The sequence below is a fragment of the Vibrio sp. 1562 genome, assembly GCF_033340155.1.
GTDB lineage: Bacteria > Pseudomonadota > Gammaproteobacteria > Enterobacterales > Vibrionaceae > Vibrio > Vibrio alginolyticus.
The window spans coordinates 50,172-65,164 of the sequence record NZ_JAWOVY010000020.1 but is presented as its reverse complement, the minus strand read 5'-3'; the positions used below and the strand labels follow the sequence as shown (position 1 = coordinate 65,164).

Annotated in this window: 14 protein-coding genes; 5 read left to right on the top strand and 9 right to left on the bottom strand. The window is 44.8% G+C overall.

Annotated features, from left to right (window positions below; all coding sequences use genetic code 11):
• Positions 1-339: 339 nt before the first annotated feature.
• Positions 340-1,707: an anaerobic C4-dicarboxylate transporter DcuC gene (gene dcuC, locus R7Z49_RS18315; protein WP_005376528.1), complete on the top strand. Its 1,368-nt coding sequence runs from the start codon at positions 340-342 to the stop codon at positions 1,705-1,707.
• Between the two features lie 103 nt (positions 1,708-1,810).
• Here the strand turns inward: dcuC and R7Z49_RS18310 are convergent, their stop codons facing one another.
• Positions 1,811-2,167 (bottom strand): hypothetical protein, encoded by a 357-nt coding sequence (locus tag R7Z49_RS18310; RefSeq protein ID WP_005376535.1) that lies wholly within the window; start codon positions 2,165-2,167, stop codon positions 1,811-1,813.
• Positions 2,168-2,743: 576 nt separating this feature from the next.
• On the opposite strand from R7Z49_RS18310, the gene R7Z49_RS18305 reads away from it, so the two are divergent.
• The 4 genes from R7Z49_RS18305 to R7Z49_RS18290 all read left to right on the top strand — a co-directional run bounded on the left by R7Z49_RS18305 (position 2,744) and on the right by R7Z49_RS18290 (position 6,821).
• Positions 2,744-3,976 (top strand): OFA family MFS transporter, encoded by a 1,233-nt coding sequence (locus R7Z49_RS18305; protein ID WP_053349165.1) that lies wholly within the window; start codon positions 2,744-2,746, stop codon positions 3,974-3,976.
• 67 nt (positions 3,977-4,043) lie between these two features.
• Positions 4,044-5,657, top strand: a complete 1,614-nt coding sequence (locus R7Z49_RS18300; protein ID WP_318111899.1) for a VRR-NUC domain-containing protein — start codon at positions 4,044-4,046, stop codon at positions 5,655-5,657.
• A gap of 165 nt (positions 5,658-5,822) precedes the next feature.
• A complete protein-coding gene (locus tag R7Z49_RS18295) occupies positions 5,823-6,470 on the top strand; it encodes an AcfA family outer membrane beta-barrel protein (protein WP_186585368.1) in 648 nt (215 codons plus the stop codon).
• A 15-nt stretch (positions 6,471-6,485) separates the two neighbouring features.
• Entirely contained in the window at positions 6,486-6,821 is a 336-nt protein-coding gene (locus tag R7Z49_RS18290) for a YgiW/YdeI family stress tolerance OB fold protein (protein WP_186585370.1), read from the top strand.
• Positions 6,822-6,901: 80 nt separating this feature from the next.
• On the opposite strand, the gene yegS is transcribed toward R7Z49_RS18290, so the two are convergent.
• The 8 genes from yegS to R7Z49_RS18250 all read right to left on the bottom strand — a co-directional run bounded on the left by yegS (position 6,902) and on the right by R7Z49_RS18250 (position 14,991).
• Positions 6,902-7,804: a lipid kinase YegS gene (yegS, locus tag R7Z49_RS18285; protein ID WP_186585371.1), complete on the bottom strand. Its 903-nt coding sequence runs from the start codon at positions 7,802-7,804 to the stop codon at positions 6,902-6,904.
• An 8-nt stretch (positions 7,805-7,812) separates the two neighbouring features.
• Positions 7,813-8,718 (bottom strand): LysR family transcriptional regulator, encoded by a 906-nt coding sequence (locus R7Z49_RS18280; protein WP_005376541.1) that lies wholly within the window; start codon positions 8,716-8,718, stop codon positions 7,813-7,815.
• A gap of 172 nt (positions 8,719-8,890) precedes the next feature.
• Entirely contained in the window at positions 8,891-9,316 is a 426-nt protein-coding gene (locus R7Z49_RS18275) for a bifunctional diaminohydroxyphosphoribosylaminopyrimidine deaminase/5-amino-6-(5-phosphoribosylamino)uracil reductase RibD (RefSeq protein ID WP_005376542.1), read from the bottom strand.
• 49 nt (positions 9,317-9,365) lie between these two features.
• A complete protein-coding gene (locus tag R7Z49_RS18270) occupies positions 9,366-10,667 on the bottom strand; it encodes a BatD family protein (protein WP_033906485.1) in 1,302 nt (433 codons plus the stop codon).
• Positions 10,664-12,394 (bottom strand): VWA domain-containing protein, encoded by a 1,731-nt coding sequence (locus R7Z49_RS18265; RefSeq protein WP_186585373.1) that lies wholly within the window; start codon positions 12,392-12,394, stop codon positions 10,664-10,666. Before R7Z49_RS18265 ends, R7Z49_RS18270 begins: the two co-directional genes overlap by 4 nt.
• Positions 12,387-13,457 (bottom strand): vWA domain-containing protein, encoded by a 1,071-nt coding sequence (locus R7Z49_RS18260; protein ID WP_104976150.1) that lies wholly within the window; start codon positions 13,455-13,457, stop codon positions 12,387-12,389. The genes R7Z49_RS18265 and R7Z49_RS18260 overlap by 8 nt, the downstream gene beginning before the upstream one ends.
• Positions 13,450-14,028 (bottom strand): DUF4381 domain-containing protein, encoded by a 579-nt coding sequence (locus R7Z49_RS18255; protein WP_186585375.1) that lies wholly within the window; start codon positions 14,026-14,028, stop codon positions 13,450-13,452. Before R7Z49_RS18255 ends, R7Z49_RS18260 begins: the two co-directional genes overlap by 8 nt.
• Positions 14,029-14,991, bottom strand: coding sequence for a DUF58 domain-containing protein (locus R7Z49_RS18250; RefSeq protein ID WP_046875998.1), 963 nt, complete (start codon positions 14,989-14,991; stop codon positions 14,029-14,031).
• Positions 14,992-14,993 lie beyond the last annotated feature (2 nt).

Sequence of the window (14,993 nt, the reverse complement as noted above, 5' to 3'; positions counted from 1 at the left end):
TACTTAGCTTCGCTTCGGCGAAGCTTTTTTGTTGTGAAGAGTGTTTTCCAATAATTGCTTATTGAGTAAAGTCTTTTTCCTATTGTGAATCAATTCACTCATTATTCATTCACTTTCCTAGTCATATTTTCCTTCCTATAAATAGCTTCAAACCAGCACATAACACTTAGAAAACCAAATTCCAACAATACAATCTAACGAAATTATTTATTAAATTATTATTTGTCTCAGATCATGCAAGCCCCATATTTGTCTCGTGCCACAGCTAAGAATTCTGTAAATTCCTTGTCATAAACTGAAACAGTTTCTTTCTTTTTTACATAACATTCGGAGATCCCTATGTTAGAGCTCTTAATTGGCTTAGTGGTTACCATTGCGGTGGGTTACTTTATTGTCAAAGGCTATAAAGCTGCAGGCGTGTTACTGACAGCTGGTATTGCTTTACTTCTTATGACTGGCGTTTTGGGGCACGACGTGCTGCCGTCAAAAATCACCTCAACTGGTAACATGGTGACAGATGCGCTTGAATACGTGAAATACATGCTTCAATACCGCGGTGGCGGTCTTGGTATGCAAATCATGCTGCTTTGTGGTTTTGCGTCATACATGACTCATATCGGCGCGAACAACGTGGTAGTGAAACAGTTCTCTAAACCGCTTTCTGTCATCAAGTCTCCTTACGTCCTTTTGGTAGCGGCTTACATTGTGGCGTGTTTAATGTCTCTTGCGGTAAGTTCTGCAACAGGCCTTGGCGTACTATTAATGGCGACATTATTCCCAATGATGGTCGCGATGGGCATTTCTCGTCCAGCAGCCGTTGCAGTGTGTGCCTCTCCAGCGGCAATCATCCTTTCTCCTACTTCTGGTGATGTTGTTATCGCAGCAGAAAAGTCTGGTTTAGAGCTTGATGTGTTTGCGGTACAAACTGTGTTGCCTGTTTCTATTTGCGCAATCATCGTCATGGCAGCGGCAGCGTTCTTCTGGAACAAATACTTAGATAAGAAAGAAAATACACCAATGGAAAAAATTGATGTATCAGAGATCAAAGCTGACGCACCAGCGTTTTATGCAGCTCTTCCTTTTCTACCTATCATCGGCGTTTTCCTATTCAACGGTCGTACCATTCCAGGACTTAGTCTAGACATCTACACTATTGTGGTTGGTTCGATTTTCCTTGGAGCTCTGATCCATTATGTTGTAAATAAGTTCGATGGTAAGAAATCACTAGAAGATTTAGATTCTTGTTACGCAGGCATGGCTGACGCGTTCAAAGGCGTTGTGATGCTTTTGGTTGCCGCAGGGGTTTTTGCACAAGGTCTGATGTCTATCGGAGCTATCGATAACCTACTTCATCTAGCAGATAATGCTGGTGCAGGCGGCGTTGCTTTAATGCTTATTCTAACTGCATTGACAGTTGCAGCAGCAATTGCAACGGGTTCGGGTAACGCGCCTTTTTATGCGTTCGTGGAGTTAGCACCATCTTTGGCTGCGAAAATGGGATTAAACCCTGCTTTCCTAATTATCCCGATGCTTCAAGCATCAAACCTAGGCCGTACTATCTCACCAGTATCTGGCGTAATCGTTGCGACATCAGGTATGGCAAACATCAGCCCGTTTGAGGTTGTAAAACGCACATCCGTTCCAGTTCTAGCAGGCCTTATCACGGTGATTATTGGTACTATGGTGCTTGTTCCAATGAGTGCCTAACGGTATTGCCACGATCAAACTAAAAGCAATATCCGAACAAAATTACGTTTAATTAAAAACGCCAGCAAATGTGCTGGCGTTTTTTTTATTCTAATGTGTTGATTTACGCTGACTTAAATCGGTCAGGAATCTTAGTGATGCTCTCTCTGTAGCTAAACCATAAGTAGGTAACGGCAAGCGAAAAGAATAAATATGAAAGTGCGAATACGATTGGAGACGTGATTAATTCCGCGGACATTCCCCACATCACACCGACTACGGTTATCGTCAACTTAGAAAGCATACCGCAAATGAGTAGGAATAAAGCAAGCTGTGGAAAGCGCGAGCTGCGAAATGCGAAGAAATAACAGCTACCTACCGCTAAAGAAGCAATAGATAAGCCCAACATAAATGAATGGATGTGGTCTGCTGATGCGATACCAGCGGATACCGAAGCCATGAGTAATAGGAACAGTTTCATAAGTCACCTCACAACAAATCTAAAAAGCATCCCTTCATAAATGAAAACTCATTTTTCACTATATTTTGCGCCTAAAATCAGCAATTACAAGTTACTTTTTTGCTCACTTAATGAACATAAAAGCTAATCAGCTTCAATTATTACAAAAGGTTAACAATTAAAAATTAAGAAACCCTTTGCATCTGATACTTACGACAGTTAGATGATAAATTCGCCATTTTTGTTACAGATGGTTAACATAGAAACATTTTGAAATTTTTTACTTGAAATGTGAACTGTGCACTCAACAGCGTAAAACCTCTCTGTCTTGACTCATCATTCGTTATTAGCGAACAAAAAATATCACTTTTTTACAACGTTCTTACTACATACAAAACCATGAATTCACATCCACTTTTAATGTTGCAAATTATTTTATCAGTAACCGTAAAAAGAGATTCCAATCACATATTTATTGGTTATAATCCGCGCTCATTGCGTTAAACGTTGAAAAACGCAAACTAATTTTGAGAAAAAACATCTTTAAACCAACCTTCTTTGCGGCATTGCCAATAAGAGGAAAAACTGAGAATAAAAATGAGCAAGATTGATAAAGCTATGCGCATCCTGTTAGCAGGGTTCTGTATCAACCTTTGTCTTGGCATCCTGTATGCTTGGAGTGTATTCAACAAGGCACTGGTAACTGAATCAGGCTGGAGTGCTGCAGAAGCTTCTGCACCTTACGCAACTGCAACCATCACTTTCTCTATCTGTCTTCTTATTGCAGGTATTCTTCAAGACCGCATGGGCCCTCGAATGATCCTTATCCTAGGTACTGTTCTTACAGGTCTGGGCATGATCGCTTCTGGCTTTGTGAACTCTCCACTAATGTTGAACATTACATTCGGCGTGATCACAGGTGCAGGTATCGGTTTTGGTTACGCATGCCTATCACCTTCTGCGATGAAGTGGTTCCACGCTTCGAAGAAAGGTATGGTTAACGGCATTATTGCGGCAGGTTTTGGTCTAGCGGCTATTTACCTTGCGCCAGTAACTTCTGCGCTAATAGACAGCATGGGCATTCAAACTAGCTTTATGGTTCTTGGTGTTGGTATCCTAGCGATTGCGGTTCCTCTTGCAGCAACCATCAACAACCCACCAGCAGACTACACACCTGCGGAGCCTAAAGTAAAAGAAGGCCAAGCACCTAAAGCGGTGAAAAAGTCAGATGACTTAACTTGGAAAGCAATGTTGAAAACGCCACAGTTCTACTCTCTATGGATCATGTACGCGTTTGCAGCTTCTGTTGGTCTAATGATCATTGGTAACATCACGACAATCGCAAGCGTTCAAGCAAACTTGCCAAACGCGGTTTACCTAGCGTCTATTCTTGCTGTATTTAACTCTGGCGGTCGTGTTGCCGCGGGTATGCTTGCAGATAAAATCGGCGGTGTTCGTACGCTTCTACTTGCGTTCGTTCTACAAGGCGTAAACATGGTGCTGTTCGCGACGTTCGACTCTGAGTTTACACTGATCATCGGTACAGCAATCGCAGCGGTAGGTTACGGCACACTTCTAGCGGTATTCCCTACTCTAACGGCTGAGTTCTACGGTCTGAAAAACTACGGCACTAACTACGGCGTGCTTTACACAGCATGGGGTATCGGTGGTGCAATCGGCGCAGCGGTTGTTGGTTTCTCGATGACAAATGGCGACGGCTACACCTTGGCTTACACAATTTCTTCAGCAATGATGGCAGTATGTATCGTACTTGCGTTCATCACTAAGCCATTGTCTGATGCGAAAGTAGCACAGCTAAAAAACGCATAATTGCGAATTGATTTGATAGCAAAAAGGCTTAACCTATGGGTTAAGCCTTTTTTGTTATCGGTCGTTTATGGAAAGCCCTATCGAACTTGCACCAGACTACTATCTAGAGAACTTCTTTAAGCTGACTCATCACGCAGTAACTTGGTACAGCAATTTACTGACCAAGGAAGAACACGCATGGCTTTGCTCGTTTGATTCTTTGAGCAAACACGCCCAGTGCCTTTTGGTACGTTTATACAGCCGAAAGGGATGTTGGTTTCGAAGTGATAAGCTGAGTTATCCAGAAATACCTTCTATCAATGAAGCACTGGCAGAATTGAGTCAACATGAGTTTGTAGCCCTTTCCCCACCCCTTTCTCATCAAGGGTTAGCGGCTAATTTACTGACCAAGCCAGAAATCTCCACGCTTTATCCCGAACTGCCGAAATCACTCAAGAAAGACGCCCTTGTCGAACGTTTGAGTAATGCGGAATTTGATCGTATAGAGCGGCTTGAGTTTACGATCGTCAAACTCAATTCTGCTCATATGATTGACGTGTTACTCACTCTGTTTTTTGCCAACACCCATCAAGACTTAAGTCAGTTTGTGCTTGATGACTTAGGTTTGCATCAGTTCGAGCAATATCAATTGAGTAAAGTGCGCCGTTTCTTTGATTCACGTGAGCAAATAGACCGCTTAATTGAACTGAGCCAGTTGGCCAACCTGTACTGGCAATTTGACCGAAAAGACAAAGCCAATCTCGACTTATTAATTGAGGCAATGCCTCAGCCCGTTAAACACCGTTACGTAGATCGTAAACGCGAGCACATGTTGAATGACATAGCACGTGATTACGAACGGCTTAATGATCTAGAGACCACCCTATCTCTATTTGGCCAAACTCAACTCACACCGAGCCGAGAACGACGCGCACGTATCTATGACAAATTAAACCATGATGATTTATTTTGTGACATTGTCACAGATATGCTTAACTCACCGATCGATGTGTCTGAGCTCGAAGTTGCACAAAAACTTGAGCAACGGTTAAAACGAAAACAAGGCGAGAAAGTGCCAAGAGTGACGAAGCCAACCTGTACGGAATACCGCCTTGAACTGGATTTATCTCAACAGAGAGTAGAACTCGCCAGCAAAGCGTATTTTGAGTCCTTAGGCTGGACTGTATTTTACGCCGAAAATGCACTGCTTAATGCATTACTTGGTCTCACTTTTTGGGATGCGATTTTTGCTCCTATTGAAGGGGCATTCATTAACGCTTATCAACACCGTCCTTTAGATTTATATCACTCGGATTTTGTTACCAAGCGCCAAGCTTTGATAGACACCGCTTTTGCCGAACTAGAAGCGGGCAACACCCAGATGTTATTGACAAAATACGATGAGAAGTTTGGCATCAGTAATCCATTTGTACATTGGAACTTAATAAGTAAAGAGCTACTCGAAACAGCACTCAACACTATCCCAACTAACATGTTGATGGCGCTATTTAAAATACAATTGAGTGACCTAAAGCTTTACCGCAATGGGATGCCGGATCTGATTGCTTTTAAAGGAAACGAGTTCGAATGGATTGAAGTAAAAGGGCCGGGCGATAAACTCCAAGACAACCAATGGCGTTGGATTAAAGAGTTTACTCGCCTTAATGTCCCGTTTGCGGTGTGTTACGTCGCAGCAACTTAACTTACTCTATATAAAGAGCTTGGTGTTTGTTCACTCAAACCGCCCCTCGGTTATCGCCCCTTGCTCTTTTTTCTAAACATTTTTTCGTTTCTTCACGATCGCTTCACGCTTCTTCACACAAAATGCGCTTCTACTCACTAAGTTGATTTGAAGAGGCAAAATAAAATGAACAAAACACTTCTTGCGTTACTTGTTACCTGCTCAGTTTCGGTATCTGCGGCTCCTTATGTAGGTCTGGAATATGGACTAGGCACCACTGACCATGATTTGGAACCTCACTTTTCAACTGACAACGTAACACTCAACCCTGAGCTTGAAGACGGTATTTTCTCAGGCTTTGTCGGTTACGCATTTAATGACAACTGGGCATTGGAACTGGGTTACAGCCAGTTTGACCTTGATGATAGTCGTTCAAAAAACCTAGGTATCAAGTCAATCGATGGCAAAGATTACCATCATGAAATGGATTGGGATGCGTCAATCAAAGCCAAGCAAGTGTCGTTGGCTCCTGTGTTTAACTATGCATTAAATGATAAATGGACAACAAAATTCAAAGCGGGTTTAACTTACACGCAATACGATGCCAAGGTTTCTAAACATCAAGAATACGAACTTGTCACGAACGACGATGTGGAAATGACCAACACGCTTTTCCATAGCGCGGAGAAAAACAACGAGTTAGGCGCAATGTTCTCTGTGGGCGCGGAATACCAAGTGTTGCCAAAGCTCACCATTGGCGCAAACGCTAAATACCAACTAGACAGCTACGCAAACACTGCATCCTTTAACGTAGGCACAACTTATTACTTCTAATATAAGGAGATGATAATGAAAAGAGTATTGTTAACATCCATGCTTGCCCTACTTTCAAGCTCGGCTTTCGCAGCGTTTAATGGTCCAGAAGTCAGTGCAATCAATACGGTGAAAGAGGCGCGCAACGCAACCGACGACAGCGCTGTAGTGCTAACCGGGCATATTGTTCAATCATTTGGTAACGAGACTTACTTGTTCAGAGACAACACTGGTGAGATCGAAGTAGAGATCGACAACGAAGATTGGATGGGTCAAGAAGTGACACCAAAAGATACCGTAATGATTCGAGGAGAGGTTGACTCAGATTGGACAACTACGCAGATAGACGTTGAGACCATTCAAAAACGTTAAGAAGTTGACGATACCTCAACACAAGCAACACAGCCACATTTTAGTGGCTGTGTTAAGCAATAATCATGGAGAACGCTCGTTTAGCTAGTCAAGCAAGGACAATCTTGCGGTACGACTAATCGTATACTCTTAGGCTGAACATCAAATCTAATGGTTCTCGAATGATAGGGTTCTCCATCTAAATTAAGAGGTAATGGATTCGGGAAGTCTATCTCCAACCAGCTTGCTCTTGTGTACTTCACAAACTCTCCTTTCTCACTCGGGTTATTGATCTCGTCGATTACTTTAGGCAGCTCATGAGGTAAAAATGGGCGCACCAATGTTAGATCCATCAGCCCATCATTAATCATCGCTTTTGGAGCTAACTCTTGCCCACCTCCAGCAAGGCGCCCATTACAAAACGCACCGAGCAACATTTCTCCCTGATACGCACCACCTTCAATCGTTATTGTTCCGTCATATGGTTTAAAGCCAAGTGCTTTTACAACACCAGTTAGCGTGTAAGCTCCACCGCCAAGAAAGTTTTTGAGTTCAACAGGCGTTTCTGCTGTAACTTCTGCGCCAAACCCTGCTGTTGCCACGTTAATAAAGCAGCGATCGTTCGCTTTGACGCAATCGACCAAAGCGGACTGCCCCTCAACAGCAAGAGATAAAGACGCCTTAATGGAATTAGGTACTTGAATAGCGGTAGCAAAGTCATTGGCAGTACCAAGGGGAATAATGGCTAACTCAGGGCGTTTTACTTCGTCAATTTGAATAATCGCAGAAGCCGCCTCATTGACAGTCCCATCGCCACCAGCGACAACAATACGTTCAATGCCTTCAGCAACCGCTTCTTTCACTAGCCGCGGCATGTCTTGAGATTCCCACGTCACACGCACCTGTACGTCGATGCCTTTTTCTCTCATTTTCATGATTGCATCTCTTAACTCTGAATTCCCAGCTTTTTTTCCGTTAAGGATGGCACGTATTGTCTTTTTCATTGCACTTCCTATTGGTTGATGACTTTTCCTGCTTGCTTAATCTGTGAACGCAACCACTGATGGGCGCTGTCGTTTGTGCGACTAGGATGCCAGATTGTGCAAAGCTCATACATTTGTTCATCAAATGGCATTGATAAAGATTTAACATGATAGGTGTTATTGAACAAGTTGATCATCGACTCTGGCATTAAACCAATGTATTCACTACCACAAATAATTGGGAGCATTTCTAGTACGCCTGAGGCTCGATACTTAATCTTTCTCTTATCCAAGTCGACAATGTCATCGGCGTTTAACAAGCTCTTACGACTCTGCCACTGCGAAACCACTACGTGTTCTTCTTCAAAAAATTGTTCAGCCGTAATCTCGTCATTCAGGCGTGGATGCGCTTCGCTACATACCACCACCAAACGCTCCGTAAGTACAGTTTCCAGTTTTAGCACCGTTCTTGCTCTTGGTGTGATATCAATGATCAAATCGTATCGTTGTAACCGCAGATCACTTTCAAAATCTTCCGTAAAAAGCGGATGTACTTCTAATGCAACATTTGGCGCCGACACACGGATTTGTTTCATGACTTGAGGTAGCAACTCAAAACTTGCAACGGACACACAGGCAATAGAAAACACTCTATTCGACACTTTAGGGTCAAACTCACTAGAGGCCGATAATGTCGAAGTGAAATTTTGTACTGAAGCTAGAAGAGCAGGATAAATATCCATCGCAAACGAGGTAGGCTCGACACCTTTAACGCAACGATGAAACAATGGATCATCGTAGATATCACGTAGCCTTGCTAGCGCTTTACTCACCGCAGGCTGGGTGATGTTTAAACGCGCCGCCGCCCGAGACAAGTTACGCTCTTCATAGATGGCAGTGAAAATGGGAATAAGATTAAGGTCGGTCGGTTTCATGCTATTAAATTTTTCAAAAGTCACTTTCTCTATTTTAATCTAACAGCATGATCCTTCACGTAGCCAAGTGCAATAAATGGGCGGTATCGCTTGTTTTAATGAGTTTTAACTCAATTTTGACGCACTTCATTCACCACATAAACTGGCACCATAGTGCAACGTAAAGCTTGGATTAGGCTTTGCCTAGGTAAGGGGTAAGAAACTCGCTGACTTCCTCGCCGCATAAACCAGTTTCTACCTCTATACCTGCTTGTTTTAGAATCTCGATACCTCGACCACTGTTGCGTGGGTCGGGGTCCAATATGGCTACGACGACTTTGCTTATGCCGGATTTGACTAATGTCACCGCGCAAGCTGGCGTGCGACCAACAAACGAACACGGTTCCAGCGTAACGTATGCCGTCACCGATTCTAACGAGCCTTGATACGCATTCAGCGCTTCCACTTCCGCGTGATTGCCACCAATCGCTTGAGTATGACCTTCAGAAACGATTTGATTGTCTTTCACTAACACGCAGCCAACCGGCGGGTTGGGTTGACATTCAGGAAGCGCATTTTTGGACACTTCCAATGCGCGGCGCATAAACTCTTGGCTCATTTGAACTCTATTCTCTAATAAAAACGAGGCGCTATATTAGCGCCCCGTTTTATTCATTGCCATCTCTTCCAATGACTTTGTCCAGTTCTGGTAACGCTCGCGGAATACGGAATTTAAAGCGTTTTTGTTTGGTCTGGATTTTGCGCCACATCGACTTCAGTAAATGAGCGCTATTTTCACCATTTTGCATTCGCGACGCACTTTTTTGCCACGATTCACTCGTATCGGCTTTGGTCATTTCTAGCTCGGCCGTATTTAAACGCAATTGTTTGTACAATATGGTCCTTGCTTCAGACCAACGTTTAGCCTTTAACAAACGGTGAAACGTCAGCCATGCTGGTGTCGGTCTGTTGCGGTAGTAACGTTTAATGGCTACCAATGAAATAATCACAAAACCCAGCAACACAAGCGTGGAAACAATCCATTCAAAGTACGTTCTGATGAAGGACTTCAACGTGTGCTTCGCGGCAAAAGTTTTGCCCTCTAACATCACCGTTTCCACTTGCTGAGTCTTACTGTTCCACCAACGGAACTCATAATCCGGCAGGGTTAATTCACCACCTTGTTGAATCACGTACACGCTCTCTTCTGTGCGTGTTGACTGGTAATCACCACGTGTTTGCGTATCTGTCAAACGGTGGGGTTGAGGATATGCTTGATAACGGGTTGTTGATTCTCCTTTCAACAAGTCTGGTAGCAATACAGATAGTGAATCTTGAGCCAAAATGGTGATTTTACGCGTGATTGCATCCCCAACTTTGAGTGACTCAGTGGAGGTTTCCCACTCTTGTTTTACGTCTACGTGCGTTGCAGAAAACCAAGGCGTATCACCGCTCAACAATCCCGATGGCAAGACAGTTTTGAACTTAATCGGCTGCGTATAAAGTGTGCCTGACACCTTCTCGCCATCCGGCGCCGACACCTGAACGCCCACAGCGACAGGTGGAATCACAAAATCACCAGATGCTTGTGGATACAAAGTCACTTCCCAGCGTTGACGCGACCAAGTTTGTCCCTCTTTTTGCTCAGTAAAGTTGGTTGCTAGTTGATTACGTTGTTTGGCGATAACATTGGGTATTTCAATATTGCCAATTCTCGTACCACCCGTAAACCAACGCGGCGTTGCCACTTCGATGGTTAAAATAACTTGCTCATTGACGCTAAAACTTGGTGTTTTACGCTTCTCTCCAGCCGTTGGTTGTTTACCAACCCACGCTTGTAACTCAACACCATGCTTTCGTTGAACGTCACGAATATCTTGAGCCAACACACTACTGCTCAGGAGGAAACCGAAACAGATAACTAACCACAAGGGTAAAGCAAAGTGCGTAAAACGGTGGCTTTTCATCATTGCACCGCCTCCTCTGTATTTTCGTTCGCAGTAGAGGTTGATTCTCCGGTTTCTATTGAACGCAATTGAATCTGAAACTTCGCATTTAAGAAGTATTTAGGATCCGCTTCGACTCGCTTTAACCATTTGTCGGCTAATTCTTGGCTACCTAAGATGTCGTCTGCACTTAACGTCTCTTTAATCATCAACTCCGCTGACGTTTTTTCATCCGCCCCTTCTGCGGTTTGAGGGTTATCGCCTAGCTCGGTTGATGCTTCTTGCTCCGTTCCTACCTGACTCTCACTCATCCGGTTGATGTCCTCTACAATACCACCAATCACTTTCAAGTTATGCTCAACATCCGGTCTTAGCCTCTCGCTCAACGTTGGCTTGTTGGCTAGGGATTTTAACAAGTCACGTGCAGCCAAATATTCACGCTGACGCGCCAATGCACTCGCCGCATTATAAAGACCGTAATCTCGAACCTCTTCGGACGGGTCGTTTTGCATTTCCAAAAACGCGCTGTGCGCGAGCTCAAACTCGCTTGCGTAGTAGTACGCCGTGCCTTTGCGTAATGGATCGACAAAGTGTTTTGCAGCTTCTAAATACGCTTGTTGGTTGAACAAACGCTGTCCTTGTTGGTCTGGCGTCAGCCACAAATCCCACCACCATTGCGCCACCTTGTCGAAAGCCGTCACTTTTTGCACAACTTGTGGCTGCTCGGCTTTAACAGAAATGTTCTCCGCCATTGCACTGGTCGGCATCAACAGTGTACCGCTCATCATTACAATCACGCACCACTGCACTAACCACCCTTTTCTAAACCACAGCATCATGATCAACGCGATTGGAAACAGAAGTTGATAACCCATGTCTTTCCAAGGCATTGAAGATTCGCCATTAAGCTGCATATTGCGCTCAACGTATCGGTTCAGTTGCTCGATATCACTGTTATCGACGGTCACTTCCACCAATCGACCGTTGGTCTGGCTGGCCAGTTTTTGTAGAGAATCCAAATCCATTGGGTTGTTACTCACAATGTCAGCGTTCCCTGCCGCAAGAATTAACAGTTGATAAGGTTTGCCCGAGAAATACGCTTGGTATTGCTCAATCGTGGCCGGGTTCACGCCGTCGCTCACCAACAGAACGGTGGAGCCTGGTTGACCTTGCAATTGCAGATCAATTAACGGCAAGGCTTTTTCGGCAAGCTTACCTTGCACGGGCATAATTTCTGGCGTAATGGCCGCCAAAAATGGGTCAAATACTTTGCTGTCTTGAGTTATAGGCATCGCCACATGAGCACTGCCCGCGAACACGACTAAACCCGTTTTTCCGCCTTTTCGCGCGGCTAATAAATCGCGTATTTTCTGTTTGGAACGCTCAAGGCGGCTTGGTGGGAGATCTTTTTGCAGCATCGAGTCGCTGTTATCAAGCACCACAAGCATAGAGGCTTTATCTTCGCCAAAGGGAGAAGATTCTCGTTGCCACGTTGGGCCTGCACAAACCACAATGGCGATGAACACAATCAGCATCAAGAGCTTAAGCGGCAGTTGCTTACGCCAGCCTCGCTCACCTATCGTCAAAGCATTGCGTAAATGTTCGGGCAGAATATCCTTCCAGCTTGGCTTGCTTTCTTCTCGCCAGCGTAACCACACCAAGAAAAACATGGGGATCAAAGCCAGTAACCACAGTGGTCGAATAAAATGAAACTGCGTAAAGAATTGCGTCCAACTAAGAGAATCAAACATCGCTATCTCCTAATGATGATCGTGTAACAGCCCTTCTTTTGAGTGTTGCGACGCTGAACGCGAGCAAATGCATGATGACCACTAACGCCATCAAGTAATGATGAAGGCTTTGTTTTGGGCGGTATGTGGTGCTTTCGTAAAGTTGAGGTTCCAGTTTGCCAATTTCGTCGTAGGCAGCCGATAGTTCATCACGGTTGAGTGCTTCAAACGCTTCACCGCCGGATTCTTTCGCAATGCGATGAATTGTGTCCATATCCAACGCGGTTTCACCTATCGTTTCCGGATCACCCATCGCAATCACGTGCACTCTCACGCCTTTGGCTTTCGCAACTTTCGCCGCATCAATCGGTTCAACAAAACTGCCCGTGTCGTTACCATCGGTTAATACAATCGCGACTTTTTCACGGTTTTGGTCTTGTTCTAAAGCACCACGCGACTTATCGCTTTGCTCAAAAACTTTAATCGCTAAGCCAATCGCATCACCAAGATGGGTACTCTGCCCTGCCATTGCCACATCGGTTTGGTTAAGCAGTTCGAGCCACACTTTTTGGTCTGCGGTAAATGGCGTTTGCACGAAAGCAGCATCACCAAAAAGCACCAAGCCTAATCGGTCACCTTTACGAGACTGAACAAACTCCGACAGCACTTCTTTTGCCGCATCAAGACGAGAAATTTTTTCGCCTGTACGTGAGGTGAAATCTGGCTCGGCCATGGAGCCCGAAAGATCCACCACCACCATCACATCGCGACCTAAACTCTCGCGAACTTGAGGCTCGCCTAACACGGTGGGTTTTGCCATCGCACACACCACCAAAAGCCATGAGAGAATTAACGTTGCTCGTTGCCACCAACTCGGGGTCAACTGGCTTGCACCTTCTGATGGCGTCTCACCAATCGCTTCCACCAGCTGACTAAAAAACGGCACTTTGATCGCCATTTGCTTAGTGCGATATGCAGGCACCAAGTAGTACACCACCAACGGCAAGGGCAAAACCAGAAACCACATTGGGTGAGCAAATTCAAAACCAGACAAACCAGTTATCGATGCAAGAAGATCATTCATGTTGACCTCCCTGATGTGATTTGCGTTTCAATCGTGGTGATTTCTTTGCCGCGCTTTTTTGAGCATCACCACGGTGTTCACTCACCCAGTTTTTCGCACGAGCAATTAGCGTTACACGATCTTCGTTGGTTAGCGTAACGCTTGGGTCGACAATACTTTGTAGCCAGCGCTTTGAAAGCTCATCGTTAAAGACCACAAGCGAGTTTGCTTGAGAATCTTCGGTTTGCGGATACAGCGCATCGAGCTTGCGCAGAAAGGCGGTATCAAACAATTTCGCGTTGCGGCTATCAATATGAATCAGCACTACTTTAAGCACAGAGAACAATACTTTTGGCATGTCTTTGTCGCTCGATTTGATTTGCGAAATCGCCAGTAGAGCTTCTTTTCGGTAACGATTATGCCACCATTGCCGAGCCAATCGATATACGACATACACCAATGCAATGAGCACAACCGCCGCTAAAATTTTCCAGCCAATAGTTTGCGGGTACCAACTCACGCTGGGTGGTACAGCCACATCATGCAGCTCTCTGAGTATGTAGGTACTCGGAGGCGTAGGAAGATCACTCATTTAACGCCCTCCTACCAGTTTTTGGAATTGTTTAATGTGCTCACCTGTCGTATCGAGTTCGATGTGCGGAAGGTGTTTCATCGCCATAAGTTGAGAGAGTGATTGACGCTGTAAGCTAGTTCGAGCCTCAAGCTTTGCGCTCGCAGCTTCTACCTTTGCTTTGCTATCTAAATTGAGTTGATACTGCCCATCACCAACCACCCATTTCGATTTTGCCAAATCGTCTGGTAGCGCTTGTTCTAATGGGTCACTGACCATCACTGCAAGAACATCGTTGTGCTGTTGTAGCTGTTTAAGGTGATCAAGGTGGTGCTCCTCGCAGTCGCTCCAGTCGCTGATAAAAATCAAAGTGGATTGCTTGAGCTTCATGCGTTTAATAAGCTCAATCCATTGACTGAACGTTACTTTTTCGGAATTGCGGGAGTCCACATTGAGCGATTGATTGGCTTTAGCGAGACGTTTAAGTTGCGCCAGAAGATCGTTTTGCGAACGCTGTGCCTTGCTGTGAAACAACGCCTGCTGGGATGCGATGACAAAACCGACTCGGTCGCCATCTTTTAATACTCGCCACCCACACATCGCTGCGATCTCTGCCGCGACAACTGATTTCATTACTTGCGTCGAAGCAAAAAACATTGTGCTTCTCTGGTCGACACACACGATTACGTTGCGATCTTTTTCTTCTGTATAACTGCGTACATGCGGCTTACCCGTACGCATCGTAACTTTCCAATCAAGGTTACGAATATCGTCACCCAATTGGTAATGGCGCAGCTCTTCGAAGTTCAATCCACGACCGCGAAACAACGAATTGTGTCGGCCAGAGAGTACGCTACCCGCCTTTAGGTGAGGAAGTAAACTGAATGATTCTGCTTGTGCTTGCAGACGTACTAAACGAGCGTAATCGCAGTACAAACGGGGATCCATCCCCTGTGATTTTGGCGCAAGAGTTGGCTTAGCCATAA

What these genes read in the sequence shown, in the direction of transcription:
- R7Z49_RS18310 (WP_005376535.1), bottom strand. Translation starts at nt 2,167, where the DNA reads ATGAAACTGTTCCTATTACTCATGGCTTCGGTATCCGCTGGTATCGCA.
- R7Z49_RS18290 (WP_186585370.1), top strand. Translation starts at nt 6,486, where the DNA reads ATGAAAAGAGTATTGTTAACATCCATGCTTGCCCTACTTTCAAGCTCG.
- R7Z49_RS18260 (WP_104976150.1), bottom strand. Translation starts at nt 13,457, where the DNA reads ATGAATGATCTTCTTGCATCGATAACTGGTTTGTCTGGTTTTGAATTT.
- R7Z49_RS18305 (WP_053349165.1), top strand. Translation starts at nt 2,744, where the DNA reads ATGAGCAAGATTGATAAAGCTATGCGCATCCTGTTAGCAGGGTTCTGT.
- R7Z49_RS18270 (WP_033906485.1), bottom strand. Translation starts at nt 10,667, where the DNA reads ATGATGAAAAGCCACCGTTTTACGCACTTTGCTTTACCCTTGTGGTTA.
- yegS (WP_186585371.1), bottom strand. Translation starts at nt 7,804, where the DNA reads ATGAAAAAGACAATACGTGCCATCCTTAACGGAAAAAAAGCTGGGAAT.
- R7Z49_RS18265 (WP_186585373.1), bottom strand. Translation starts at nt 12,394, where the DNA reads ATGTTTGATTCTCTTAGTTGGACGCAATTCTTTACGCAGTTTCATTTT.
- R7Z49_RS18255 (WP_186585375.1), bottom strand. Translation starts at nt 14,028, where the DNA reads ATGAGTGATCTTCCTACGCCTCCGAGTACCTACATACTCAGAGAGCTG.
- R7Z49_RS18295 (WP_186585368.1), top strand. Translation starts at nt 5,823, where the DNA reads ATGAACAAAACACTTCTTGCGTTACTTGTTACCTGCTCAGTTTCGGTA.
- dcuC (WP_005376528.1), top strand. Translation starts at nt 340, where the DNA reads ATGTTAGAGCTCTTAATTGGCTTAGTGGTTACCATTGCGGTGGGTTAC.
- R7Z49_RS18250 (WP_046875998.1), bottom strand. Translation starts at nt 14,991, where the DNA reads ATGGCTAAGCCAACTCTTGCGCCAAAATCACAGGGGATGGATCCCCGT.
- R7Z49_RS18275 (WP_005376542.1), bottom strand. Translation starts at nt 9,316, where the DNA reads ATGAGCCAAGAGTTTATGCGCCGCGCATTGGAAGTGTCCAAAAATGCG.
- R7Z49_RS18300 (WP_318111899.1), top strand. Translation starts at nt 4,044, where the DNA reads ATGGAAAGCCCTATCGAACTTGCACCAGACTACTATCTAGAGAACTTC.
- R7Z49_RS18280 (WP_005376541.1), bottom strand. Translation starts at nt 8,718, where the DNA reads ATGAAACCGACCGACCTTAATCTTATTCCCATTTTCACTGCCATCTAT.